General features: G+C 60.8%; 20 protein-coding genes and 1 riboswitch. Of the genes, 16 read left to right on the forward strand and 4 right to left on the reverse strand.

Annotated elements, in window-relative coordinates; genetic code table 11:
* Window positions 1–36: 36 nt before the first annotated feature.
* The 3 genes from D1159_RS01690 to D1159_RS01700 are packed head-to-tail and all read right to left on the reverse strand — an operon-like array spanning window position 37 to window position 2,185.
* A complete protein-coding gene (locus tag D1159_RS01690) occupies window positions 37–921 on the reverse strand; it encodes a radical SAM protein (RefSeq protein ID WP_161843961.1) in 885 nt (294 codons plus the stop codon).
* 8 nt (window positions 922–929) lie between these two features.
* On the reverse strand, window positions 930–1,994 hold the full coding sequence (gene hisC, locus D1159_RS01695; protein ID WP_161843962.1) for a histidinol-phosphate transaminase: 1,065 nt from the start codon (window positions 1,992–1,994) through the stop codon (window positions 930–932).
* Window positions 1,991–2,185, reverse strand: coding sequence for a DUF951 domain-containing protein (locus D1159_RS01700; RefSeq protein ID WP_161843963.1), 195 nt, complete (start codon window positions 2,183–2,185; stop codon window positions 1,991–1,993). Before D1159_RS01700 ends, hisC begins: the two co-directional genes overlap by 4 nt.
* A 187-nt stretch (window positions 2,186–2,372) precedes the next feature.
* Here D1159_RS01700 and D1159_RS01705 point away from each other — a divergent pair, with 187 nt between their 5' ends.
* Together D1159_RS01705 and D1159_RS01710 are read left to right on the forward strand one after the other, a co-directional pair.
* Entirely contained in the window at window positions 2,373–3,311 is a 939-nt protein-coding gene (locus tag D1159_RS01705; RefSeq protein WP_161843964.1) for a S1 RNA-binding domain-containing protein, read from the forward strand.
* Window positions 3,312–3,432: 121 nt separating this feature from the next.
* A riboswitch (FMN riboswitch) is annotated at window positions 3,433–3,575 on the forward strand.
* Window positions 3,576–3,681: 106 nt separating this feature from the next.
* Complete coding sequence (locus D1159_RS01710; RefSeq protein ID WP_243152047.1) at window positions 3,682–4,371, forward strand: ECF transporter S component; 690 nt, start codon at window positions 3,682–3,684, stop codon at window positions 4,369–4,371.
* A 79-nt stretch (window positions 4,372–4,450) separates the two neighbouring features.
* Here D1159_RS01710 and D1159_RS01715 read toward each other — a convergent pair whose 3' ends face one another.
* Complete coding sequence (locus D1159_RS01715; RefSeq protein ID WP_161843965.1) at window positions 4,451–5,005, reverse strand: nitroreductase family protein; 555 nt, start codon at window positions 5,003–5,005, stop codon at window positions 4,451–4,453.
* A gap of 349 nt (window positions 5,006–5,354) precedes the next feature.
* Here D1159_RS01715 and D1159_RS01720 point away from each other — a divergent pair, with 349 nt between their 5' ends.
* The 14 genes from D1159_RS01720 (at window position 5,355) to topA (ending at window position 23,928) form a co-directional block, all read left to right on the forward strand.
* The gene (locus D1159_RS01720; protein ID WP_161843966.1) at window positions 5,355–8,507 is read left to right on the forward strand and encodes a response regulator; all 3,153 of its coding nucleotides are present in this window, start codon (window positions 5,355–5,357) and stop codon (window positions 8,505–8,507) included.
* Between the two features lie 330 nt (window positions 8,508–8,837).
* The gene (locus D1159_RS01725; RefSeq protein WP_161843967.1) at window positions 8,838–9,929 is read left to right on the forward strand and encodes a helix-turn-helix domain-containing protein; all 1,092 of its coding nucleotides are present in this window, start codon (window positions 8,838–8,840) and stop codon (window positions 9,927–9,929) included.
* 115 nt (window positions 9,930–10,044) lie between these two features.
* The gene (gene ftsE / locus D1159_RS01730; protein ID WP_161843968.1) at window positions 10,045–10,734 is read left to right on the forward strand and encodes a cell division ATP-binding protein FtsE; all 690 of its coding nucleotides are present in this window, start codon (window positions 10,045–10,047) and stop codon (window positions 10,732–10,734) included.
* A complete protein-coding gene (gene ftsX, locus D1159_RS01735) occupies window positions 10,721–11,608 on the forward strand; it encodes a permease-like cell division protein FtsX (RefSeq protein WP_161843969.1) in 888 nt (295 codons plus the stop codon). Before ftsE ends, ftsX begins: the two co-directional genes overlap by 14 nt.
* Before the next feature lie 17 nt (window positions 11,609–11,625).
* Window positions 11,626–12,888, forward strand: a complete 1,263-nt coding sequence (locus D1159_RS01740) for a M23 family metallopeptidase (RefSeq protein ID WP_161843970.1) — start codon at window positions 11,626–11,628, stop codon at window positions 12,886–12,888.
* 83 nt (window positions 12,889–12,971) lie between these two features.
* Complete coding sequence (locus D1159_RS01745; RefSeq protein WP_161843971.1) at window positions 12,972–14,165, forward strand: S41 family peptidase; 1,194 nt, start codon at window positions 12,972–12,974, stop codon at window positions 14,163–14,165.
* A gap of 88 nt (window positions 14,166–14,253) precedes the next feature.
* A complete protein-coding gene (locus tag D1159_RS01750; protein ID WP_161843972.1) occupies window positions 14,254–15,012 on the forward strand; it encodes a hypothetical protein in 759 nt (252 codons plus the stop codon).
* Between the two features lie 123 nt (window positions 15,013–15,135).
* Entirely contained in the window at window positions 15,136–15,615 is a 480-nt protein-coding gene (gene greA / locus D1159_RS01755) for a transcription elongation factor GreA (RefSeq protein WP_161843973.1), read from the forward strand.
* 20 nt (window positions 15,616–15,635) lie between these two features.
* The gene (gene lysS / locus D1159_RS01760; protein ID WP_161843974.1) at window positions 15,636–17,135 is read left to right on the forward strand and encodes a lysine--tRNA ligase; all 1,500 of its coding nucleotides are present in this window, start codon (window positions 15,636–15,638) and stop codon (window positions 17,133–17,135) included.
* A gap of 233 nt (window positions 17,136–17,368) precedes the next feature.
* The gene (locus D1159_RS01765; RefSeq protein WP_347563619.1) at window positions 17,369–18,757 is read left to right on the forward strand and encodes a potassium transporter TrkG; all 1,389 of its coding nucleotides are present in this window, start codon (window positions 17,369–17,371) and stop codon (window positions 18,755–18,757) included.
* Window positions 18,758–18,770: 13 nt separating this feature from the next.
* Complete coding sequence (locus D1159_RS01770; RefSeq protein WP_161843975.1) at window positions 18,771–19,421, forward strand: TrkA family potassium uptake protein; 651 nt, start codon at window positions 18,771–18,773, stop codon at window positions 19,419–19,421.
* A 2-nt stretch (window positions 19,422–19,423) separates the two neighbouring features.
* A complete protein-coding gene (locus D1159_RS01775; RefSeq protein ID WP_161843976.1) occupies window positions 19,424–20,203 on the forward strand; it encodes an RNA methyltransferase in 780 nt (259 codons plus the stop codon).
* A 172-nt stretch (window positions 20,204–20,375) separates the two neighbouring features.
* Entirely contained in the window at window positions 20,376–21,599 is a 1,224-nt protein-coding gene (dprA, locus tag D1159_RS01780) for a DNA-processing protein DprA (protein WP_161843977.1), read from the forward strand.
* A 49-nt stretch (window positions 21,600–21,648) separates the two neighbouring features.
* Window positions 21,649–23,928, forward strand: a complete 2,280-nt coding sequence (topA, locus tag D1159_RS01785; protein WP_161843978.1) for a type I DNA topoisomerase — start codon at window positions 21,649–21,651, stop codon at window positions 23,926–23,928.
* The last annotated feature ends 21 nt before the right edge of the window (window positions 23,929–23,949 follow it).

A 23,949-nucleotide genomic window follows, 5' to 3' on the forward strand; every position in this document is an offset into this window, starting at 1 on the left:
AACGAGACAGCATGCAGCAGCCGTGAATACAGGTTTTTATAATCCCCGGCCATACTCGCTGCGGATCAGCGCTTCGTCCTTCAGGGCGGCGTCGATGGCGGCCAGCATGGTATCCCGGTCCTCGGGAAGCCCTCCCTTCAAAGGGAGATAGTTGGAGGCGTGATCGCAGGTGAAGTGAAGGGGATTTACTTCCAGATGCTCCAGCAGCAGCCGGGTCTCCTCCAGGGCCTCCGCCCCGGTGATGAGCTGAAACTCTCCCCGCTCCACCTGGTCCCCCAGTTTGGTCCCCGGTTCCGCCAGCAGGGTGAGGGCGGACAGGTGCCGGGGGCGCATCTGGTTGATTAGGTCTGCGGTGGCCAGAATATGCCGGCGGGAGGGCGCTCCCGGCCCTGCCAGTCCCAGCAGAATCATCACCCACAGGTCCAGCCCCGCCTCCCGCAGGGCGGCGCCGGCGGCCAGCATCTCCACGCCGTTAACCCCCTTCTTGATGGCGTGCAGCAGGGCGCTGTCCCCAGTCTCCACCCCCAGGTACACCCGGTAGAGGCCCGCCGCTTTCAAGGCGGCCAGCTCCTCCGGCGTCTTGCTCAGGGTGGAACGGGGTCCGGTGTAGGCCGATACCCGCTCCAGCTGGGGAAAGACGTCGTAAAGCCGTTCCAGCACCGCCAGCAGGTCGCCGGTTTTCTGAATGATTGCGTCCCCGTCGCACAGAAAGACCCGCTTTACCGGCTGTCCAATCCGGCCATAGTACGCTTTGGCCAGCTCAATGTCCTCAAAAATCTCCTCCAGCGGCCGCACCCGAAACCGTTTCCCCTTATACATACTGCAAAAGGTACACTGATTGTGGGAACAGCCGATGGTTACCTGGAGCAGATAGCTCCGCCACTCCCCGGGCGGGCGGAAGATAGTTCCCTCGTAGCGCATATTTCCCCCTATCCTTTCCGGCCGGTAAGCTGTGCCAGGGCGGCGACCAGGGCGTCCATCTCCTCTTCCGTGCCGATGGTAATGCGCAGCCAGTCCCGGATACGGGGCTTGTCCCACCAGCGCACCAGAATGCCCTGCTCCCGCAGGCCGTCCAGCAGCGCCTTTCCCCGGAAAGCGCGGTGGCAGACGAAGAGGAAGTTGGCCTGGGAGGGGCAGACGGAAAATCCTAAATTGGCCAGTTTTCTGGCGGTTTGCTCCCGGGTTTCCATGATTTTTCTCCGGATCCTCTGAAAATAGTCCTCGTCCTCCACCGAGCCCAGAGCGGCTGCCAGGGCCACCCGATCCATGGTGTAGGAATTAAAGGAGTTTTTCACGCAGTCCAGCCCGGCGATGAGATCCGCGCTGCCCACGGCATAGCCGATCCGCATCCCCGCCAGGGAGCGGGACTTGGACATGGTGCGCACCACCAGCAGATTAGGGAAGCGCCCCAGCAGGGGCAGAGCGGTCTGGGCGCCAAAGTCCACATAGGCTTCGTCAATAATGACAACCGCCTTAGGATTCCCGCCAGCCAGCCGCTCCACCTCTCTCAGGGGGAGGGCGATGCCGGTGGGGGCGTTGGGGTTGGGCAGAACCACGCCGCCCTCCCGGAGAAAGTCGTCCACCGGCACGGTAAAATCCTCGTTCAAGGGAACCTCTCGGTAGGGTGCGCGGAACAGGGCGGCGTACACAGGATAAAAGCTATAAGTCACATCGGGGAAGCAGACCGGCTGCTCCGGACCGAAAAAGGCCTGAAAGCAGAAAGCCAGTACCTCGTCAGAGCCGTTTCCCACAAAAATTTGATTTGCCGCTACCCCGTGGTAGCTGGCCAGCGCCTGGCGCAGGGCGGCGGCCTCCGGATCGGGGTAGAGCCGCAGATTCTCCCCCAGGGCCGCCTTTGCCGCCGCCAGAGCCCGCTCTGACGGGGGATAGGGGTTTTCGTTGGTGTTCAGCTTGATAAAGGACCGATCCTTGGGCTGCTCTCCCGGCGTATAGGGGATCATATATTGAATCCGGCTGCTCCAGAATTCCTTCATGGCTGCGCCTCCTCGCTCCGTTTGATTTTTTTCACGCTCTTTTCAGCCTTGCTGCGGGGAATCATCAGCTCGTGCCCGCAGCCCTGACAGCGCAGGCGAAAGTCCATCCCCACCCGCAAAACCAGCCAGTTCCGGCTGCCGCAGGGGTGCTGCTTTTTCAGCTCCAGCACATCCCCCACCCGGATATCCATCCAGCCCGCCCCTTTCTGCTTCAGAAGTTTCCATATTCCTATTATAATGCATACGAACCAAAGCCGCAAGCCCAAGCATACCGAAATAAAACGGACCAAATTCCGCCCTTTATTCTGTCAATTTCACAATCCAACCCGCATATAGTGCCCTAGCCGGATTTTTGCGCAAGGAAAGGATTTGGTCGCTTTGACATATTTTTTGCCGCCTGAGGGCCGTCTGCTGGATACGCCGGAAAACCGCGCCGCCTGCGCCTGTCTGGACGGCCTGGCCCAGGCCCGCGCCCAGGGCGCCATTCTGGAGGGGACCGCCCTGCTGTGTGATATGGAGCATAATCTGACGGTGGCCCTGGGAAATGGGCTGGTGGGCCGCATTCCCCGGGAGGAGGCCGCGCTGGGCATCGCAGAGGGCACCACCCGGGACATCGCCATTCTCTCCCGGGTGGGCCGGCCGGTCTGCTTTATGGTGGAGGACATTCAAAGCGCTGGGGACCAGCCCCGGCTTCTCCTCTCCCGGCGGCGGGCCCAGCGCATGGCGCTGGACCGGCTGATGTCCAGCGCCTGCCCCGGCACCGTTCTCCCCGCCGCCGTCACCCGGCTGGAGCCCTTTGGCGCCTTTGTAGACGTGGGCTGCGGCGTGGTGTCCATGATCGGCATTGAGCACATCTCCGTCTCCCGCATCTCCCACCCGGATCAGCGGTTTGCCCCCGGACAGCATATCTACGCCGCCGTTCTGGATCGGGACTTGGAGCGGGAGCGTCTTTATCTGACCCACCGGGAGCTGCTGGGCACCTGGCAGGAAAATGTCGAAAACTTCCACCCGGGGATGACGGTCCCCGGCGTGGTCCGTAGCGTGAAGGAGTACGGCCTCTTTGTGGAACTGGCCCCCAATCTCTCCGGGCTGGCGGAGTACCGCCCCGGCCTTGAGGAGGGGCAGCGGGTGTCGGTCTACGTGAAATCCATCACCCCGGAGCGGATGAAGATCAAGCTGCTCATCATCGATCAGCTCCCCCCGGCGCCTCCGGCCCCTCTGTCTTACGCGGTCCGGGAGGGCCGCCTGACCCACTGGCGCTACGCCCCGCCCGGCTGTACAAAGGTCGGCGCTGAGACGGTGTTTTTAGACTGGTGACGGCCAATCCGGCATCAATCGCGCCCCGCCCGGCGAAAAGGTCCCTCCGCCGGGCGGGGGGGAAAATTCAGGGTTGCATTTCGGGAAAAGCCTGCTATAATAAAGACAGGACAACTGAACAGAATGTCTTCAGGGCAGGGTGAAAATCCCGATCGGCGGTAAAGTCCGCGAGCCTCCTTAATCGGCGGCCGACCCGGTGGAACTCCGGGACCGACAGTGACGCGCATACCAGCGGGCGCGGAGTCTGGATGGAAGAAGATGTGTCAACGGGGAACGGCCTGTACCGTTCCAGCCACGCACCTCCTAGATTGTGTTTGACACCTGAAAGACATCCTCTTTCAGGTGTTACTTGCAAAAAGGAGTGTTTTTTATGTCCAGCCCCTCTCTCACAAAAACCGATTCCCGCTTCCTGCACAGCACCAGAACGATGGTGACCTTGGGGATGCTCACCGGCGTGGCCTTTGTGGTGATGCTGCTGTCCAAGCTGATTCCCAGCGTTAACGGATTCTTGGATTTCGACTTCAAGGACGTGGTGATCTGCATCGGCGGCTTTACCTTTGGCCCCACCGCGGCGGCGGTGATCTCCATTGTGGTGGGCCTGATTGAGATGCTTACCATCAGCCATACCGGGCCCATCGGGCTGCTGATGAACGTGCTGGCCACCGCCAGCTTCTGCTGCACGGCCTCCTTTGTCTATAAGCGCCGGCACACCCGCTCCGGCGCCCTGGTGGGCCTGGTGGTCGGCGGCGTGGTGATGACCGGGGTGATGCTGCTGTGGAACTATCTGGTTACTCCCATCTATCAGGAGATCCCCAGAGAGGTGGTGGCTGGTATGCTGGTGCCGGTGTTCCTGCCCTTTAACGCGGTAAAGGCGGGGATGAACACCGCGGCCACGCTGCTGCTGTATAAGCCGGTGGTCACCGCTCTGCGGCAGGCTGGCTTGATTCCGCCCTCCCAGTCCGGGGAGAAGGGCGGCTCCAATGTGGGCTTCTTCCTGTTCTCTGTAGCCCTGCTGGCCACCTTTGTGGTGCTGGCCCTGGTGCTGCTGAAGATTTTGTAACGGCAATTATCAGAACAAAACGCCGGGCGGTCCCTTTTTCTGGGACTGCCCGGCCTATGTTTTATGGATCGAATACAGACTAAAAGGCGTTGTAGTGGACGCGCTCATCGAAGGCTTTACGAGGCTTGGGCTCGCCAACCTCAGCGGGGACGCCCAGGGGAAGGATCGTGCGGACGGTCTTGCCCTGGGGCGCGTTGAGCAGCTTGGCGATGGCGGCATTGGCCGCAGGGGCCTTGGTCATGCCGTCCATCCAGACTGTGGCGTAGCCCAGGGCAGTGGCGGCCAGGAGCATATTTTCTACCGCGGCGGCGTAGTCCTCCACCTCGAAGGGGAGGCCGCAGGGGGCCACCACATGCTCAGACAGGACCACCAGGATCACGGGGGCGGTCTGGGTAGCGGGAGTAGCCAGCTGTTCAGAGATGGCCTTGCGCAGGGCCGGGTCAGTGACCACCACAAAGGAGGTGGTCTGGCAGTTCTGGCCGGAGGGGGCCTGAATGCCGGCGGTGACGATTTTGCGGACATCCTCGTCCGGCACGGGCTGGTCCAGGAAGGGGGTACGGTGGCTGTAACGCTTGGCGGCTGCTTCAAAGAAATCCATCACATTCACCTCGTTGATTGGGAGCGGCCGCTCCAAGGGCGGCATTCTCCGCTGGATAGACCCAGTATACTGCTTTTCCGCCGGTTCCGCAAGAAATTTTAAGGAAAGAGAGATTCTGTACCGGGGTGACAAAAGAGGCTGGGAGCTGGGAGCGTAAAACGGCGGCTGTGTCCGTTTCCGCCTCCAGCTATGGACGAGCCGCAAAAAAGACGGATTTTTGTCCCTTTTCAGGTATTCTCTCCAATGACAGACATTGACAAAATGCCTGATTTCCACTAAAATAAATATTATTGTGCGCAGCCTGAGGGGACTCGCGGGAGAGATGACCCCCTTTTTCAAAATAGATAGGCCAAAACCTTCACTTTGCGCGGGGAGGAAAGCGATTATGTACCACTGCCACATTCAGTTTTATCTAATTGGATGCCAAAAGGATACCGCATCACTGATTCAGAGGATCCCGCCGCTGGAGCAGTTTACCCATCGTTTTTTGGAGAGCGCGCAGCTGGATCTGTCCCTGGCGGCCAAGGCGGATGTAATCCTGGCCGAACTGGGGGGAGAGAACGTCAGGGAGGCGGTAGAGGCGCTGACTGCGGCCAAGCGTCCGGAGGCGGAGCTCATCCTGCTGGCAGGCAAGGAACAGATTGCCTGTTTGCCGGAACTGCTCACTGATGTGACAGATATCTGGATCACGCCTTTGGGAGAGGCGGAGACCCGCTTTCGGTTCCAGAAATGGCAGCAGGCGTGCAAGCGCAGCAAAGACAGCTGGCAGACCGCCCAGTATCTGGAGGCCACCATCAACAGCGTGCCTAATTTGATCTGGTACAAGGACAAGGACGGCGTCCATGAGAAGGTAAACGACAGCTTCTGCAAAGCCGTCAATAAGACAAGAAAACAGGTAGAGGGCCACAGGCACGCCTACATATGGGATGTGGAGCAGGATGATCCCGCCTGCATTGAGTCTGAGCGCGAGGTGATGGAAAAGCGGGAGACCTGCATCTCAGAGGAAACCGTCCAGACCGGCGAGGGGACCAAGCTGCTGACCACCTATAAATCTCCCCTGTATAACCTGGACGGCAGCGTTATGGGAACCGTTGGAGTGGCCATTGATATTACCCGGGAGCGGAGCTTTGAACAGGAGATTGTGGCGAGAAACCGCAGCCTGGAGGCCATCTTTACCACCATGGACTGCGGCGTCATGTGCCACTCCCTGGACGGGCAGCAGGTCATCAGCATTAACCGGGCGGCCCTGAGTATTTTAGATTATGAGACCCCGGAGGAGCTGCTGGCCGACGGATTTGATATGGTAGCGTCCACCGTGGTGGCGGAGGACCGGGAGCGGCTGCGCACCTGTATTGAAACACTAACGAACATAGGGGACAGCGTCAGTGTGGCCTATCGGGTGCGCCATAAGGATGGGTCGCTGCTCCACATTATGGGCAATATCAAGCTGGTAGAGGAGGATGGAGCGCAATTTTACCAGCGCTTCCTTTTGGACTGCACCGCTCAGAAGCAGCGGGAGCAGCAGGAGCGGGCGGAGAGCGAACGCCGTCAGAAGGAGCTGGTACACGCGCTGACTGAGGACTATAGCCTGGTCTGCTTCTTCGACCTGGACTCCGGAACGGGCTCCCTGCTCCAGAGCGCCGGCGCCATGGAGCAGAATTTCGCCTCTATGTTTGCCGGAACCCTTGACTTTGAACAGCTTATGGAGGAGTACACCCAGCGATTTGTCCATGGAGAGGATCGGGAGTCTCTGCGGCAGATGCTCTCCCAGGTCAATCTCAAGACGGAGCTGTCTGACCGGAAGACCTTTTACGCGAATTTCCGCATCTATCTTGACGGAGAGACCAGGTATTATCAGGTCAAGGTGGTGCGGACCGGCGACTGGGACTGCCGCCGGAGCATTGTGCTGGGGTTCCGCAATGTGGACGAGGAGACCCGGATGGAGATGGAGAAGAAGGCCATTCTGGAGGATGCCCTCTCCCAGGCCAACCGGGCCAGCAAGGCCAAGAGCGTGTTTCTGTCCAATATGTCCCACGATATCCGTACGCCGATGAACGCCATTGTGGGCTTTACCACGCTGGCCATTACCCATATTGAGCAGAAGGAGCGGGTGGAGGAGTATCTGAAAAAGATTTTGACCTCCGGCAACCACCTGATCAGCCTGATTAACGATGTCTTGGATATGAGCCGGATCGAGAGCGGCAAGATGTGCCTGGAGGAGACCCTGTGCAGCCTGCCGGATATCCTCCACGGCCTGCGCAATATTGTCCAGGCGGACATCCGGGCCAAGCAGCTGAATCTGTACCTAGACGCGGTGGATGTGCTGAATGAGGAGATCTACTGCGACAAACTGCGGCTGAATCAGGTGCTGCTGAATACGCTGGGCAACTCTATCAAATATACCGGCGCGGGGGGCACCGTCAGCTTGCAGGTGGTGGAAAAGCCCGGCGCCCCGCAGGGATATGCCAACTATGAGTTCCACGTCAAGGATACCGGTATTGGTATGAGCCAGGAGTTTGTGGCCCATATCTTTGAGCCCTTCGAGCGGGAGCGCAACTCCACCATCAGCGGCATTCAGGGCACCGGGCTTGGTATGGCCATCACCAAAAACATTGTGGACATGATGAATGGTACCATTGAGGTACACAGCGAGCAGGGCGTGGGAACGGAGTTTATTTTCAGCCTGACCTTCCGTCTGAGTGCGGAGCCGCGGAAGATTCAGACGATTCCCCGGCTGCAGGGCTGCCGGGCTTTGGTGGTGGACGACGACTTCAACACCTGCGACAGCGTAACCTATATGCTCCAGCAGCTGGGGATGCGGGCGGAGTGGACACTCTCCGGCCGGGAGGCGGTGCTTCGCACCCGGCAGGCGATTATGCGGGACGACAGCTACTGCGTCTATCTCATTGACTGGCTGATGCCTGATATGAACGGGATCGAGGTAGTCCGGAGAATCCGGAAAGAGACCGGCGAAAATGTGCCGGTGATCGTCCTTACCGCCTATGATTGGAGCGATATTGAAGAGGAGGCCCGGGAGGCGGGCGTGTCGGCGTTCTGCGCAAAACCGCTGTTCCTTTCCGAGTTGCGCAGCTGCCTGTACTCCGTGGTAGACAGCGAGGAAGTTGGAAAGCGTGTCTCCCAGGCGCCGGTCAAGTGCCGCACAGGGCGGATCCTGCTGGCGGAGGACAATGAGCTGAACCAGGAAATTGCCGTGGCCATTCTGGAAGAGGCCGGATTTGAAGTGGACGTGGCGGGAAACGGCGAGGAGGCAGTGGCAAAGCTGAGCGGAGCGGAGCCGAACCACTACCAGCTTGTGTTAATGGACGTTCAGATGCCGGTGATGGACGGTTACCAGGCCACAAAGAAAATTAGGGCCCTAGGGGTCCCGGACTTGGCCCGCATTCCTATTTTGGCCATGACGGCCAACGCCTTTGCGGAGGACCGCCAGACGGCGCTGAAGTGCGGGATGAACGGACATATCGCCAAGCCCATTGATATTGCAAAGCTGCTTGAGACGCTGGAGCAGGTACTGGACTGAGCGAAGTACGGACCGTGCGTACCGGCCGGAAAGCGGGAAGCAATGGCATAAAAAGGGGCGGTGTTGGAAGACAACGCCCCTTTTTTCATCCTGTTTTTAACTGGATTCTCAATGACGGCGGGGCGGGTACAGGCGCTGGCGGCAGCGGAAAATCCGGGGTAAGAAAAGGGGCGTTTCGGCATTTTCCACAAAAAACTTTGGATTGCCTATTGAAAAGAACAAAAATAGCCGTTATAATAGATTCATTCGAGAAAGACAGAATTGAGATCTGCGTGTGAATTTGTGAGAAGGGTTCCCAACGCAACGAATAACGGGTAAGGGGGCAATCAAATGTCTGGCAGGATTTTCCAGAGCATTGTGCTTCAGATGAAGGACAGTACGGACCGGGCAATCGGCGTGATCGACTCCGAGGGTACGGTGGTGGCCTGCAATGAGCTGAGCTGTATCGGGGAACGCTGGCCCGCGGTGGTAGAGGCGGTGAACCGGGGAGAGGGCAGCCCCGTGGCCTATGAGGGGCGCACATTCAAGTCCCTGACCGGCTGGGGATATCAGTTTGACTACGCCGCCTTTGTGCGGGGGGACGACGCAGAGGCCAAGCTGGTCTGCTCCATGGCGGCGGTGGCCCTAAACGGCGCCAAGGCCTACTATGAGGAGAAAAACGATAAGGCGACCTTCATTAAAAATATTATCTCGGACAATATCCTGCTGGGCGACATCTATATTCGTGCCAAGGAGCTGCATTTCATCTCCGAGGTCCCCCGGGCGGTCTTTCTCATCCGCCAGGTGGAGAGCAGCGAGGTAGCGGCCATTGACACGGTGCAGGGTATGTTCCCCGACAAGCAGGCGGATTTCGTCCTGTCCATCAGCGAGACGGATATGGCCCTGATCAAGCAGCTCAACGAGGGGACGGAGGGCAAGGACCTGTACAAAATCGCCCGCCAGGTGGAGGAGACCTTGGCTGAGGAGCTCAACATCAAGGTAGTGGTGGGGATCGGCACGGTGGTGGGCCATATCCGGGATTTGGCCAGGGCCTATAAGGAGGCGCAGGCCGCCATCGACGTGGGTAAGGTCTTCGATACAGAGAAGACCATCATCAATTTTGAGAATCTGGGAATCGGACGGCTGATCTACCAGCTGCCTACCACCCTGTGCGAAATGTTTTTGCAGGAGGTTTTTAAGAAAAACCCCATTGACGCGCTGGATCAGGAAACCTTGTTTACCATCAATAAGTTCTTTGAAAATAATCTGAACGTCTCGGAGACTGCCCGCAAGCTCTTTGTCCACCGGAATACGCTGGTCTACCGGCTGGAGAAGATCAAAAAGCTCACTGGCCTGGATCTGCGGGAGTTCGACGACGCCATTACCTTCAAGGTGGCGCTGATGGTCAAGAAATATCTGATCTCCCGCAATATTGACAGCTGAGGCTTTCATAGATTATCATACAGAGACAGACAATCCGGCGACGGATGATGCAGAATGCAGAAGGAGAGAATGGTTCTGTATTCTGCATTCTTTACGTATCATTTAAGGGGTTATTATGATTCGCTTTATCGATGTCTATAAATCCTACGACAACGGGACAAAGGCCCTCAAGGGAATTTCCATGCGCATTGACGATGGGGAGTTTGCCTTCCTGGTTGGGCCCTCCGGGTCAGGCAAATCCACCATTATCAAGCTCATTACCGCCGAGGTAGCCCCCAGCGAGGGGCGTCTGATGGTCAACGGTTATAATCTGAACACCATCCCGCCCAGACAGGTGCCCCATATGCGCCGCACCCTGGGGGTTATCTTTCAGGACTTCCGCCTGATTGAGAAGAAGAGTATTTATGAAAACCTGACCTTCGCCATGCGGGTGGTGGGCGCCTCCCCACGGGAGATCAAAAAGCGGGTGGCCTACGTGCTGGAGCTGGTGGGTCTGGAGGCCAAGGCCGACCGCCGGCCGGACGAGCTGTCCGGGGGCGAGCAGCAGCGGGTGGCCATCGCCCGGGCCCTGGTGAACAACCCCAGCATGATCATCGCCGACGAGCCAACAGGAAACCTGGACCCACAGCGTTCCCTGGAGATTATGATGCTGCTGGAGAAGATCAACGAGCTGGGGACCACCGTGCTGGTGGTGACACATGAAAAGGAACTGGTCAACCGCTTTGCCAAGCGGGTGATTGCCATAGAGAACGGACGTATCATCAGCGACGGATTGGGTGGGTATTACAACAATGAGACGATTTAATCACGGCTACTTTTTTATGGAGGGCTTTCGGAGCATCTTCACCCATGGGCTGATGTCCTTCGCCGCCCTGTGTATGATTATCTGCTGTCTGCTTATTATGGGATCCTTCTCTCTGGTGGCGGTAAATCTGGACAATATGTGGGGCCGCTACGAGCAGCAGAACGAGTTTCTGGCCTTTGTGGAGGAGACTTATGACGACGCCCAGTCCCGGGGGCTGGAAAGACAGATTTTAGCAATCCCAAATGTGAAATCGGTGAAGTTTGAGAGCAAAGGAGAGGCCAAGATCGCCTTTGCCGAGGGAAAAGAGGAGAATGACCTCTACAACTCCCTGCCGGACGAGGTCTTCCGGGACCGGTATCACATTAAGGTGGACGACCTGGAGCAGCTGACCGCCACGGTGGCCCAGGTGGAGGCCGTCCCCGGCGTGGCGGATACCAGCGCCGCCCCTAAGATTGCCCAGGGTTTTGTGGTGGTGCGCAATATCGCCTCCGGCGTGGCCATCATTCTGGTGAGCATCCTGCTGCTGGTGTCCCTGTTTATCATCACCAACACCATCAAGCTGGCCACCTTCAACCGCCGGGAGGAGATCGCCATTATGAAGATGTGCGGCGCCACCAACAGCTTTGTCCGCTGGCCCTTTGTGTTTGAGGGGCTGATTATCGGCGTCACCGGGGCGTTGCTCTCCTTTTTCATGCAGTGGGGCATCTATACGCTGATCAGCAGGGCCATTACCGGGTCAGATACCATGCGTCTGATCACGGTGCTCCCCTTCGGAGGCATGGCCGGCAATGTACTGATTGTATTTTTGGTTACCGGCTTTGTGATCGGCGTGGGAGGCAGTGTACTGGCCATCCGCCGGTTCCTTCAGGTTTAAAGAATAGGAGAGACAGAATGGCGACAAAGGGACACAACAGAAAGCCTGCAAAGCCCAGAAAAGATAAGCGGAAGGTTTTAAGCGCGGTGCTGGCGCTGCTGTTGGCGCTGGTGCTTATCCTGCCCATGCTGACCATGGTACTGGGGAGCGCCGGGGCGGTGACTCAGTCGGAGATTGATCGGCTGAAGGAGGAGCGGCAGGCCTCCCGAGACCGGCAGCAGGCGCTTCAGTCCGAGCTGGCGGACATCCGGGCGGACCAGGCCGCCGCGGAGAAGCGGCGGAATATTTTGCTCCAGGAGCTGGACGCCATCCAGGATGAGATTGACAACATCGACCTTCAGATCGCCTACTATGACCAGGAGATCGCCAAAAAGGAAGTGGAGCAGGCCGAGGCGGAGGAACGGGAGCAGGCCCAGTTTGAGCTGTTCTGCCGCCGGGTGCGGGCCATGGAGGAGGAGGGAGAGACCTCCTATTGGGCGGTGATCTTCGAGGCAAAGGATTTTTCCGACCTGCTCAGCCGGATTGCCGATATCGACCAGATTATGGCCTATGACGACGCGGTGATGGACGAGCTTATCGCCATTCGGGAGGAGATTGTCCGCATCCGGGAGGAGTTGGAGGCCAGCCGTGCGGAGCAGCAGCGTATCCGGGGCGAAAAAGAACAGGCCAAGGCCAACCAGGAGAGCAAGGTCAAAGAGGTTGAGGCTCTGTTGGAGGAGATCAACGCTGATGAGGAGAAGGTCAACGCCGCCCTGAACGCGGAAAAAGCCGCCGAGGCCAAGGTAGACGCCGAGATCTCCCAGAAGCAGAAGCAGATGGAGGCGGAGCGGGAGAAGAACAATGTGGTGCTGGACCCCGGCGGAGACTATATGTGGCCCCTGCCCGGACACTACCGGCTGACCTCCAAGTTCGGCTATCGTATTCATCCCATCTCCCACCGGCCACAGAGCCATACCGGCACGGACATCCCCGCCCCCGCCGGTACCCCTATCCTGGCCGCCAAGGGGGGACAGGTGATCACTTCTGCCCGTCATAGCTCCTATGGCAATTATGTGGTCATTGACCATGGCGGCGGCAACTCCACGCTTTACGCCCACATGAGCAGCCGGGCGGTGTCCGAGGGACAGATGGTGAGCCAGGGGCAGGTCATCGGCTACGTGGGCACCACCGGATCCTCCACCGGCAACCACCTCCACCTGGAGGTGCGGGTGAACTACAGCCGGGTGGACCCGGAGCGGTGCTTCCCCGGCCTGTACAATTCCTTCGTCCGGGCCTATTAGCCCAACAGGCGGCATAGCATAGACGCAGAGGGGAGATCGCTTCCCTCTGCGTCTTTCCATATTATCCAAAAGGAGCGCGGCATATGAGACAAAGAGAAAAAGAGCGGCGGCGGTTTGGGCCGGCGGCGCTGGCGGTCACTGCGGCAACCACTTTTTTAATCACTCTGGCGGCGGTGGTTTTGGCGGCGTGGCTGTTCATCGGACCGGACGGCCTTACCCTTCTGAGCGGCTTTGGGGTGATCCGCACCCAGTTCGTGGGGGAGTACGACCAGGAAGAGGGGATCGACATGGCGCTGTCCGGCCTGGTGGCGGGGACCGGGGACCGGTGGTCCTACTACCTGAACCGGGAGCGCTATGCGTCTGAGCGGGAGCGCCGGGAGAACATCTATGTGGGCATCGGCGTTACTGTGGACTACAGCCGGGAGGAGGGGGTGACCATCCAGAGCGTCACTCCCGGCGGCCCAGCGGAGGCGGCGGGCCTGAAGGCAGGAGAGGTCATCACCGCGGTGGACGGCGTCTCCATCGCCGGAGACGCCCGGCAGGAGGCGGTGGAGCGCATCCAGGGCAAGGAGGGCACGCAGGTGGTCCTCTCCCTCCTGGCGCCGGACGGGAGCCGGCGGGAGGTGACGGTGTGCCGGGGGCGGATTGAGACCGACCCGGTGGCCTATGAGCTGCTGGACGGCGGCGTAGGGTACATCCAGGTGAAAAACTTCTTCCGCCGCAGCGCGGAGCAGGTGGAAGCGGCGGCCCAGGCCCTCCGGGACCAGGGGGCGACGGCTCTGATCTTCGACATGCGCAACAACAGCGGCGGTTATCTGGATGAGCTGATCCCCATGCTGGACGCCCTGCTGCCGGAGGGGCCCATCTTCCGCACCCGGAGCAACCGGGGGAAGGAGGAGGTCTACCAGTCCGACGACAGGTGTGTGGATCTGCCTATGGCGGTACTGGTGAATGAGAGCACCTACAGCGCGGCAGAGATCTTTGCCGCCGAGCTCCGGGAGCGGGGGGCGGCGGTGATTGTGGGGGTGCCTACCAGCGGAAAAGGGTATTCTCAGCAGATCTTTCCCCTGCCCAACGGCGGCGCGCTGGGCATCTCCACTGCGGAGTACTTCACCGGGGAGGGAACCTCCCTTGTGGGTACCGGCCTGACCCTGGATCAGGAGATCGCACTGTCCGAGGAGGACGATGCGCAGCAGAAGGCCGGCACGCTGCCCAAGGAAAAGGACTGGCAGCTCCAGGCGGCTCTGGCTTTGCTGAATCCAGACGCCAAGGTGTGAGCGTGAGGACCAGTATTTTTCTGACAGGAGGCCCAATCAGGCATAGGATCGCCCAGAGCGGCATATCCTTGGGGCGAGGTGAGGGCAGATGATCGGATGGTTGCTGCCGGAGGAGCGCAGAGGGTGGCGAATCCGGCTGGAAGAGGACCGGACAGAGGGCATTCGGTTGCTGCGGGCCTCCATTCCCCTCCGCCCAGGGGGGGATAAGGCCATTCAAGCCAGACAGATTGCCAGAGCAGCCCTCCGGCTGCGGGGGCGGGGCTGCCGCCGGGCGGTGGCCCCGCCAGGCTTCGGCCAGTGGGACGCAGTACAGGCGGGGGGACTTGCCCAGGTAGATTTGGGGCCGATGTGTCAGTCTCTGGCGGCACCGTTGGCTCTGCGCTGCCTGGCGCTGCGGGGCATTCCGGCGGATCAGGCAGTGGTGGCGCTGCGGGGGCGGCGGGTGAACCGCTGGCTGTTTGAAACCGCCGGCGCCCTGTGCCCCCTGGTGCGCAATCTGGTACTGGCGGCGGACGACGGCGGGGAGGATTTGACCCGCTGGCTGGAGGGGGAGTACGGCCTGCCCGGCCTGCGGGATCCGGCCCAAGCCCACCTGTGCCTCCACTTCTCTGTGCCGGTTCAGCCGCCGGGGAAGGAGGATCTGGTGCTGTGTGGGCCGGCGCCTGTGCTGGGGCCGGTGGCGCTGCGGTGCAGGCGGGCAGAGCATCCCGGGATAGACCCGTTGGCCCTCCTTGGCCTCCTCTGGGAGGAGGGAAAGGTGAAGAGAGAGGAAATAGAAATAATTTCCAACTCCTCGCGGGAATCACTTGACAGAAAAGGACAAACTACCTATAATAGAGAACTGTGAAAAAGCAGACTCAATTTAGGAAGAGCCGGAATAGGTCTCAGACAGGCGGTTTTATCCACGGTTTGGGCCGGAAACGGCTCGTTTCTCATATTTCCAGCGAAAAGAAAGGTGTGCACAGAGAAAATGGCAAAGGAATACAAGCTGAGCCCGGAGCGTTTTGAGGAGCTGAAGGAGGAGCTCAATTACCTGAAGACAGTGCGGGAGAAGGAAGTGGCGGAACAGATCAAGGAAGCCCGCTCTTTCGGCGACCTGAGCGAGAACAGCGAATACGACGAGGCCAAAAACGAGCAGGGCAAGCTCTACTCCCGGATTGCCCAGGTGGAGGAGATTCTGGGCAACTGCGTGATTATTGAGGATGAGCACAACGAGGACCACACCGTCGTCCGTCTGGGCAGCCGCATCCGGGCCCTGGACAAGGAGTTTGACGAGGAAGTGGAGTACGAGATCGTGGGCTCTCAGGAAGCCGACCCCATGAACGGCCGAATCTCGGAGGACTCTCCCTTTGGCAAGGCGCTGCTGGGCAAGAGCATCGGGGACGATGTGGAGGTCGAGGCCCCGGCAGGCACCGTGCGCTACCGGATTCTGGATATCCAGAAGGCATAAAAAAGTGAGGATGTGTACCAATGAGTGAAGAAAAGAACCTCCCCCAGCAGGAGCCCTCTGTGTCCGAGCTGCTGCAAATCCGCCGCGACAAGCTGAGAGAGCTTCAGGACGCGGGACAGGATCCCTTCCATACCACCCGCTTCCTCGTGGATGCCCACAGCCAGGAGATCAAAGACGGCTTCGACACCTTGGAGGGCCAGTGCAAGTCCGTCGCCGGCCGGCTGATGTCCAAGCGGGGGATGGGCAAGGCCATGTTCTGCGATTTGCAGGACGGCCAGGGCCGCATCCAGATCTATGTGCGCATTGACGAGCTGGGGGAGGAGGCGTTCGCCCAGTTCAAAAAGGTAGACATCGGCGATATTGTAGGGGTAGAGGGCGAGGTGTTCCGCACCAAGCGGGGGGAGATCTCCGTGAAAGCCCATTCGGTGATGCTGCTGTCCAAGTCCCTGCGCCCCCTGCCGGAGAAGTTCCACGGCCTAACCGATCGGGAGACCCGCTACCGCCAGCGGTATGTGGATCTGATCATGAACCCGGAGGTGCGGCGGACTTTTGTGGTGCGCTCCAAGTTCATTAAGCATGTGCGTGATTTCCTGGACGGGCGGGACTTTATGGAGGTGGAGACCCCGGTGCTCAATACCATTTCCGGCGGCGCCACCGCCCGGCCCTTCATCACCCACCACAACACTCTGGACATCGACATGTACATGCGCATCGCCACCGAGCTGCCCCTGAAGCGGCTGGTGGTGGGGGGTATGGAGCGGGTATACGAGATCGGCCGCATCTTCCGCAATGAGGGTATGGATCCCAAACATAACCCGGAGTTTACCACGGTAGAGCTCTACCAGGCCTATGCCAACTTCAACGATATGATGGACCTGTTTGAGGAGCTGCTCTCCTCCGCCGCTGAGAAGATTCTGGGGACCTACCAGGTGGAGTGGCAGGGGGAGCGCATCGACCTCACCCCCGGCTGGCCCCGGCTGGCCATGTACGAGGCGGTGAAGCAGTACACCGGCCTGGACTTCATGGCGGTGTCCGGCGATGCTGAGGCGGTGGCACTGGCGGCGTCTATCGGCGTCAAGCTGCCGGAAGGCAAAGAGCCCACCTGGGGCAACGCGCTGTATGAGTGCTTTGACCAGCGGGTGGAGGAGAAGCTGATCCAGCCCACCTTTATTACGATGCACCCGGTGGATGTGTCTCCTTTGGCCAAGCGGTCCCCCAAGGACCCCCGGCTGACCGAGCGGTTTGAGCTGTTCATCTGCCACAGCGAGATGGGCAACGCCTTCTCCGAGCTCAACGACCCTATTGACCAGCGCGCCCGCTTCCAGAAGGAAGTGGAGGCCCGTGCCAAGGGGGACGACGAGGCCGGTATGATGGACGAGGACTATATTACCGCCTTGGAGTACGGCCTGCCTCCCACGGGCGGCCTGGGGATCGGCATTGACCGCTGTGTTATGATGCTGACCAACAGCGACTCCATCCGGGATGTAATTTTGTTCCCCACCATGAAGCCGCTGGATTAGGCCTTGTTTGAAAAATGGCAATATGCTCAGCGGCGAGATATTTTTTCGCCAGGCTTGGGACGGTTTTCAAAATTTCAAGAAATTTTGAAAACCGGTTTGCCTAGACGCGAAAGGGAACCCTGACGGTTCCCTTTCGCACTATCCTTTTCTCCGGACCCATTGGTTCACTGGTTTTTGACAGCAGCGGGCTGCGCCCGCTGTGTGTCTGCTTGACTGCATAAGGGGGGCGCGCGGTGAGAGAAAAGATGGGACTGGGCGGGGTGCGGCGCCTGCGCCTGCTGGGGCGGCGGGGAATCAACCCCACCCGGGTGGTGGCGGCGTCCTTCGGCTGCATCATTTTGCTGGGGGCCCTGTTGCTGACGCTGCCTGTCGCCTCCCGGAGCGGTGTGAGCGCCGGCTTTTTCACCGGTCTGTTTACCGCCACGTCGGCCACCTGCGTCACCGGGTTGATTGTGGCGGACACCTGCCTGCAATGGAGCCCCTTTGGCCAGGCGGTGATTTTAATCATGATCCAGCTGGGCGGCTTGGGCTTTATGACAGTGATCACACTGCTCTCTCTGGCGCTGCACCGGCGCATTGGCCTGTCAGAACGGCTGGTGATGGCCTCCACCTTTAACCTGAAGGATATGGATGGGGTGGTGCGTATGGTGCGCCACGCGCTGGCAGGCACCTTTCTGCTGGAGGGGATGGGCGCGGTGGTGCTGTCTGTCCGGATGATCCCCCGATTTGGCGTGACAGGCGGCCTGTGGCGCGGGATGTTTCACAGCGTGTCCGCCTTCTGCAATGCGGGATTTGACCTGATGGGGGACGCCTGCGGCGCTTTTTCCAGCGTGACCGGGGTAAACGGGGATCCGGTGATCCTCCTTACCACCGCCGTCCTGGTGGTAGTGGGCGGTCTGGGCTTCTTCGTGTGGGAGGACATCCTGCGCAGCCGCAGCTGGCGGAAGCTGTCTCTGTACAGCCGTCTGGTGCTGGGGATGACGGCGGCGCTGCTGCTGGGGGGCGCGGTTTTCTTCTTCTGCGCGGAGTACCGCAATCCGGACACGCTGGGGGCCATGCCTGGGTGGAAGAAGGGGCTAAACGCCCTGTTTCAGTCGGCAACCCTGCGCACGGCGGGCTTTGACGCCCTGAACCAGGGGAATCTGGGGGAGGGGAGCAAGGCGGTGGCCATTGTGCTGATGCTGGTGGGGGGGAGCTCCGGCTCCACTGCGGGGGGCATCAAGACTGCCACTCTGGCGGTGCTGCTGCTGGCCTTCCGGGCGGGCCTGCGGGGCCGGGAGCAGGTAACCCTGCGGGGCTGGGCCATCTCCTACCGGCAGGTGCTCAGCGCCATGACCCTCACGCTGGTGGTGCTGGCGCTGTTCTTCCTGGGGGCGCTGAGTCTGTCGGGGCTGGAGCGCCTGCCCCTGATTGACTGCGCGTTTGAGACGGCCTCCGCCCTGGGGACGGTGGGACTGACCGCCGGCATTACGCCGGGGCTGAGCCGTCCCTCTCAAAGCCTGCTGATTGGGTTTATGTACCTGGGCCGGGTGGGCATACTGTCCTTCTCTCTGGCGTTTCTGACGGGAAAGCGGCAGACGGCCCGGATCCGGTACCCCGATATGGACATAATGATCGGGTAAAAAGGAGTAGCGTATGAAGACATTTGTAGTGATTGGACTGGGCCGGTTCGGCACGGCGGTGGCCACTGAGCTGTGCGAGCTGGGCCACGAGGTGCTGGCCATCGACACCGACGTGGAAAAGGTCCAGCGCATGGCCAGCCAGGTGACCCATGCCGCCGCCGGGGACGCCAAGGACGCTGCGGTGCTCCACGCCCTGGGGGTGGGCAACTATGAATGCGCGGTGGTAGCCACCGGGGGCGACGTGGGCAGCAGCGCCCTTATTACCCTGAATTTAAAGGAGATTGGGGTGGCGCGGGTGATTTGCAAGGCCCAGAGCCACATCCACCGAAAGGTGCTGGAGAAGATCGGGGCGGACCGGGTGCTCTTTCCGGAGCACGAGCTGGGCATCAAGCTGGCCCAGGGGCTGTCCCACTCCAATGTACTCAACTTCATCGAGCTGTCGGAGGACTTTGGCATCATGGAGCTGGCGGCGCCCCGGGATTGGCTGGGACGCACCATCCGGGATCTGGACATCCGGGCCAAATACCGGGTGAACGTCATCGCTGTGCGGGACAAAGACGGAGAGCTGAACATCGCCCCCGGGGGCGACTATATCGTGGTTCAGGGGGATGAGCTGGTGTGCCTGGGTTCCAACGAGCATCTGAACCAGCTCCACGGGGGGTAGCCATGGAGCGGATTACAAGCCGGCACAACCCTCTGTGCCAGCACATCAGGAAGCTGGGGAGGGATCGGAAATACCGCCGCAGCCAGGGCCAGTTCCTGGCCGAGGGAGACAAGCTGGCAGCGGAGGCCATGCGCTGGGGGGCCTGTGTGGATGTTGTGGTCCTCACGGAAGGGACTCCGCCCCCGAAAGAGCTGCCGGCGGGGGTCCGCCTGGCGGAGGTGCCACCGGCGCTGATGGAGGCCCTGTCCACCGTGGACAGCCCTCAGCATATGCTGGCGGTGTGCGCTGTCCCGCCAACCGCCCTGCCGGAGGGCGTCCTGGGGGGCGTTCTGGTGTTGGACGGAGTGCAGGACCCAGGGAATGTAGGCACCATCTGGCGTACCGCCGACGCCTTTGGGGCGGCGGGACTCTTTCTGGTCAACGGATGCGCTGACCCCTTTTCTCCCAAGACCGTGCGCTCCACCATGGGGGCCTGCTTCCGCCTGCCAGTGTGGGAGGGGGAGCTGGACCAGGCGGCCGCTTTGCTTCGGGCGGGGGGCGTCTCCCTGTACGCTGCGGCGCTGGGGGAGGAGACCTGGGATATCCGGGACCTGGACCTGACCGCCGCCGCCGTGATCATCGGCAGCGAAGGCAGGGGGGTGTCTTCCCAGGGGCTGGCGCTGAGCGAGAAAACAGTAAAAATTCCCATGACGGACCGGTGCGAGTCGCTCAACGCCGCCGCCGCCGCCGCGGTGGTGCTGTGGGAAATGGCCCGAGGGCGTCTTTCCCCGGGAAATGGATAAGAACCTGATATGTACACCATCTGAGCGGTCCTTTTCCCGGCATACCGCGTCGCTTTCCCCCGCAATCCGGCAGGATTGCCGCGGAAAATCTCCTTGGCTGACGGAAAAAATCTCCGTCTATCCGGCGTCTCCCGGTTGTGAATACAGGTTCTAAAAACGAGGAGGAGCGGGCATGTCTACCGTGAAATACTGGCTGTGGCTGACCACCCGGCCGTCCATGCGGCCTGGGGAGGCCGCCGCGCTGGCGGACCACTTCGGCGGGCCGGAGCGGGTCTACTTCGCCGACCCGGCGGAGTACGAGCTGGCGGGACTGCCCGCCCCGCTGCGGCAGGAGCTGGCCAGCAAGAGCATGGACTATCCGGAGCAGGTGCTCCGGGACTGTGACCGCCTGGGCGTCCGGGTGCTCACCATTCAGGACGCGCAGTACCCGGAACGCCTGCGGCAGATCGACGCGCCCCCCGCGGTGCTCTACGTGAAAGGCTGGCCCATCCTCTTTGACGAGGAGGTCGCCATCGGCGTGGTGGGCTCCCGCAAGCCCTCGGGATACGGCCTGAGAATGGCGGAGCGTCTGGGCGGGGATCTGGCCCGGCGGGGCGCTGTTGTAGTGTCCGGCGTGGCCCAGGGAATTGACTCCGCCGCCCTGTGGGGCGCGCTGCGGTCGGGGGGCCGGGTGTGCTCCGTGCTGGGCGGCGGTATTGACATGGTCTATCCCGCCGGCAGCGCCAAATTATATGAGTGCATTCCGGACAGCGGACTGCTGGTAAGCGAGTATCCGCCGGGGACCACCAACGATGGGCGGCACTTCCCGGTGCGCAACCGGATCATCAGCGGCCTGAGCCTGGGAGTAGCGGCGGTGGAGGCCACTGAGCGCAGCGGCACCCTCATCACCGCCCGAAAGGCCCTGGACCAGAACCGGGATGTGTTCGCCTTTCCCGGCCCCGCGGATGTCCCCGCCAACCGGGGCACGAACCTGCTGATTCAGCGGGGAGAGGCCAAGCTGATCTTGTCCGCTCAGGACGTGCTGGAGGAGTATGAGGACTTGTATCCCGGGCGTTTGAGGGGGAGCAGGAGCGGATCGGGAGAACGGGTGTCCCGCCCCGAACGGGGAAAGCGCCCTGTCCCTCCGCCGGAGGAAGCCGGTGAAAAGGGGCCAGAGGCGCCGCCGGAGCGGCCCCACAAGACTCTGGAGGCCGCCGGCGTGGCCTTTACCGACGACGAGCGGGATATTCTCCTGGTCCTGGGGGAGCAGACCCTGCGGCCCGACGACCTGGTGGAGCGTACCGGGATCCCGGCCCGGCGGGTGCTGTCGGCGCTGACCATGCTCCAGGTTCAGGGCTTTGTGCGGGAGAAGCCAGGCAGCGGCTTTGAGGCCGCCATTGTGATTACATTGGGCTGACGGAACCTTGCCGGATTTCAGGGCGGCCCCAATCTTTGGAGGTAGTGCTGTGGCGAAAACCAATCTTGTTATTGTGGAGTCGCCTGCCAAGGCGAAGACCATTGGAAAATATCTGGGCCCCGGCTATCAGGTGAAGGCGTCCATGGGGCACGTCCGGGATCTGCCCAAGAGCAAGCTGGGTGTGGACGTGGCGCACGGCTTTACGTTGGACTATCAGCCCATCAAGGGAAAGGAAGAGGTCATCGACGACCTGCAAAAGGCGGCGAAGAAGAGCGGAAAGGTCTTCCTGGCCACCGACCCGGACCGGGAGGGGGAGGCTATCTCCTGGCATCTGAAAGAGCTGCTGGAGATCCCGGACGATAAGACCTACCGGGTGACGTTTAATGAGATTACCAAAAAGGTGGTCAACGACGCCATTGCCGCCCCCCGGGCCATAGACAAAAATCTGGTGAACGCCCAGCAGGCCCGCCGGGTGCTGGACCGCATCGTGGGCTATCAGATCTCCCCGCTGCTGTGGAAGAAGATCCGCCGGGGGCTGAGCGCCGGGCGGGTGCAGTCGGTGGCCACCCGCCTGGTGGCGGAGCGGGAGGCGGAGATTAAGGCCTTCACCCCCCAGGAATACTGGTCCATCCAGGTGGATTTAGCCCGGATTGCCCCCAACATGGGCCGTTTCCAGGCGGCGTTTTACGGCCGGGAGAAGAAGCTGGAGCTCCACAGCGAGGAAGAGGTGGACCAGGTGCTCTCCGCGGTCCAGGCCGCGCCCTTTGCAGTGGCGGGGGTGAAGCGGCAGGACAAGCAGCGCAACCCCGCGCCCCCCTTTACCACATCGACGCTCCAGCAGGAGGCCAGCCGCAAGCTGAACATGACCCCGCGGCGCACGATGTCCATCGCCCAACAGCTCTATGAGGGGGTGGACGTCGAGGGAGAGGGTACCATCGGCCTTATCACCTATATGCGTACCGACTCTCTGCGTCTGTCCGACGAGGCCACGGCGGCGGCCCGGCAGTTTATCCAGAGCCGGTACGGCCAGAGCTACTACCCCGGCAAGCCCCGGATATACAAGACCAAGTCCGGCGCCCAGGACGCCCATGAGGCCATCCGTCCCTCCGACGTGAACCTGACCCCGGAGCAGCTGAAAAAGGATCTGACCAGCGAGCAGTTCCGGCTGTACAAGCTGATTTGGAGCCGGTTTTTGGCCTGCCAGATGGCCAGCGCGGTATATGACAGCGTGAGCATTGATGTGGAGAGCGCCGGATACCACTTCCGGGCCAACCACTCGGCGCTGAAGTTCGCCGGTTATACCGCTGTCTACGTGGAGGGCAAGGACGAGGAGGATGAGGAGGTAAAGCAGTCCCCTCTGCCGGATCTGAAGGAGGGGGAGGCGGTACGGCTGGAGAGCAGCCGTAAGGATCAGCACTTCACCCAGCCTCCCGCCCGTTATTCCGAGGCCACCCTTATTAAGGCCCTGGAAGAGAAGGGGATTGGCCGGCCCTCTACCTACGCCCCTACCATTTCCACCATTCTGGATCGGGAATATGTGGTCAAGGAGGGAAAGAACCTGCGCACCACCCCTCTGGGGGAGGTGGTCAATAACCTGATGAAGGACAAATTTCCCGACATTGTGGATACCGCTTTCACCGCCCGAATGGAGGAGCGCCTGGACGAGGTGGAGGAGGGCAAGGAGAACTGGACGGACATTTTGGCCCACTTCTACGGCGGCTTTGAGAAGGAGCTCCAGGGCGCGGAGCAGGACTTGGAGCGCATTAAAGTCCCCGACGAGGTTTCCGACGTGATCTGCCCTCTGTGCGGGCGCAATCTGGTGTTCAAATCGGGCCGGTTCGGTCGTTTCCTGGCCTGTCCCGGCTGGCCGGACTGCCCCCACACCCAGCCCATCGTCATCGAAATGCCGGGAAAGTGCCCCCAGTGCGGGGGAAGGATTTTGAAAAAGACCTCCAAGCGGGGATACGCCTACTACGGCTGCGAAAACAACAGCAATAAAGACGAGAGCAAGAAATGCGGCTTTATGACCTGGGACGTACCGGTGAAGGAGACCTGCCCGGAGTGCGGGCAGACGCTGTTTAAAAAGTCGGGCCGGGGGTTTAAAAAGCCCTTCTGCGTCAACCCGGCGTGCGCCAATTTCCTGCCGGAGGACCAGCGGGGCTATAAAAAGAAGACGGCGGAGAACGCCAACCCGGAGGAGGGCGTGCCCCCCGCTCAGGAAAAGCCGGCGGCCAAGAAGACCGCCGCGAAGAAACCAGCGGCCAAAAAAACCACCACCAAAAAAGCCGCTCCCAAAAAGAAATCCGCCGGTGAGAAGACGGAACCGTAACGGCTACAGATTGGAGCGTGC

The organism is Pseudoflavonifractor sp. 524-17, from assembly GCF_009935845.1.
Lineage (GTDB): Bacteria > Bacillota > Clostridia > Oscillospirales > Oscillospiraceae > Pseudoflavonifractor_A.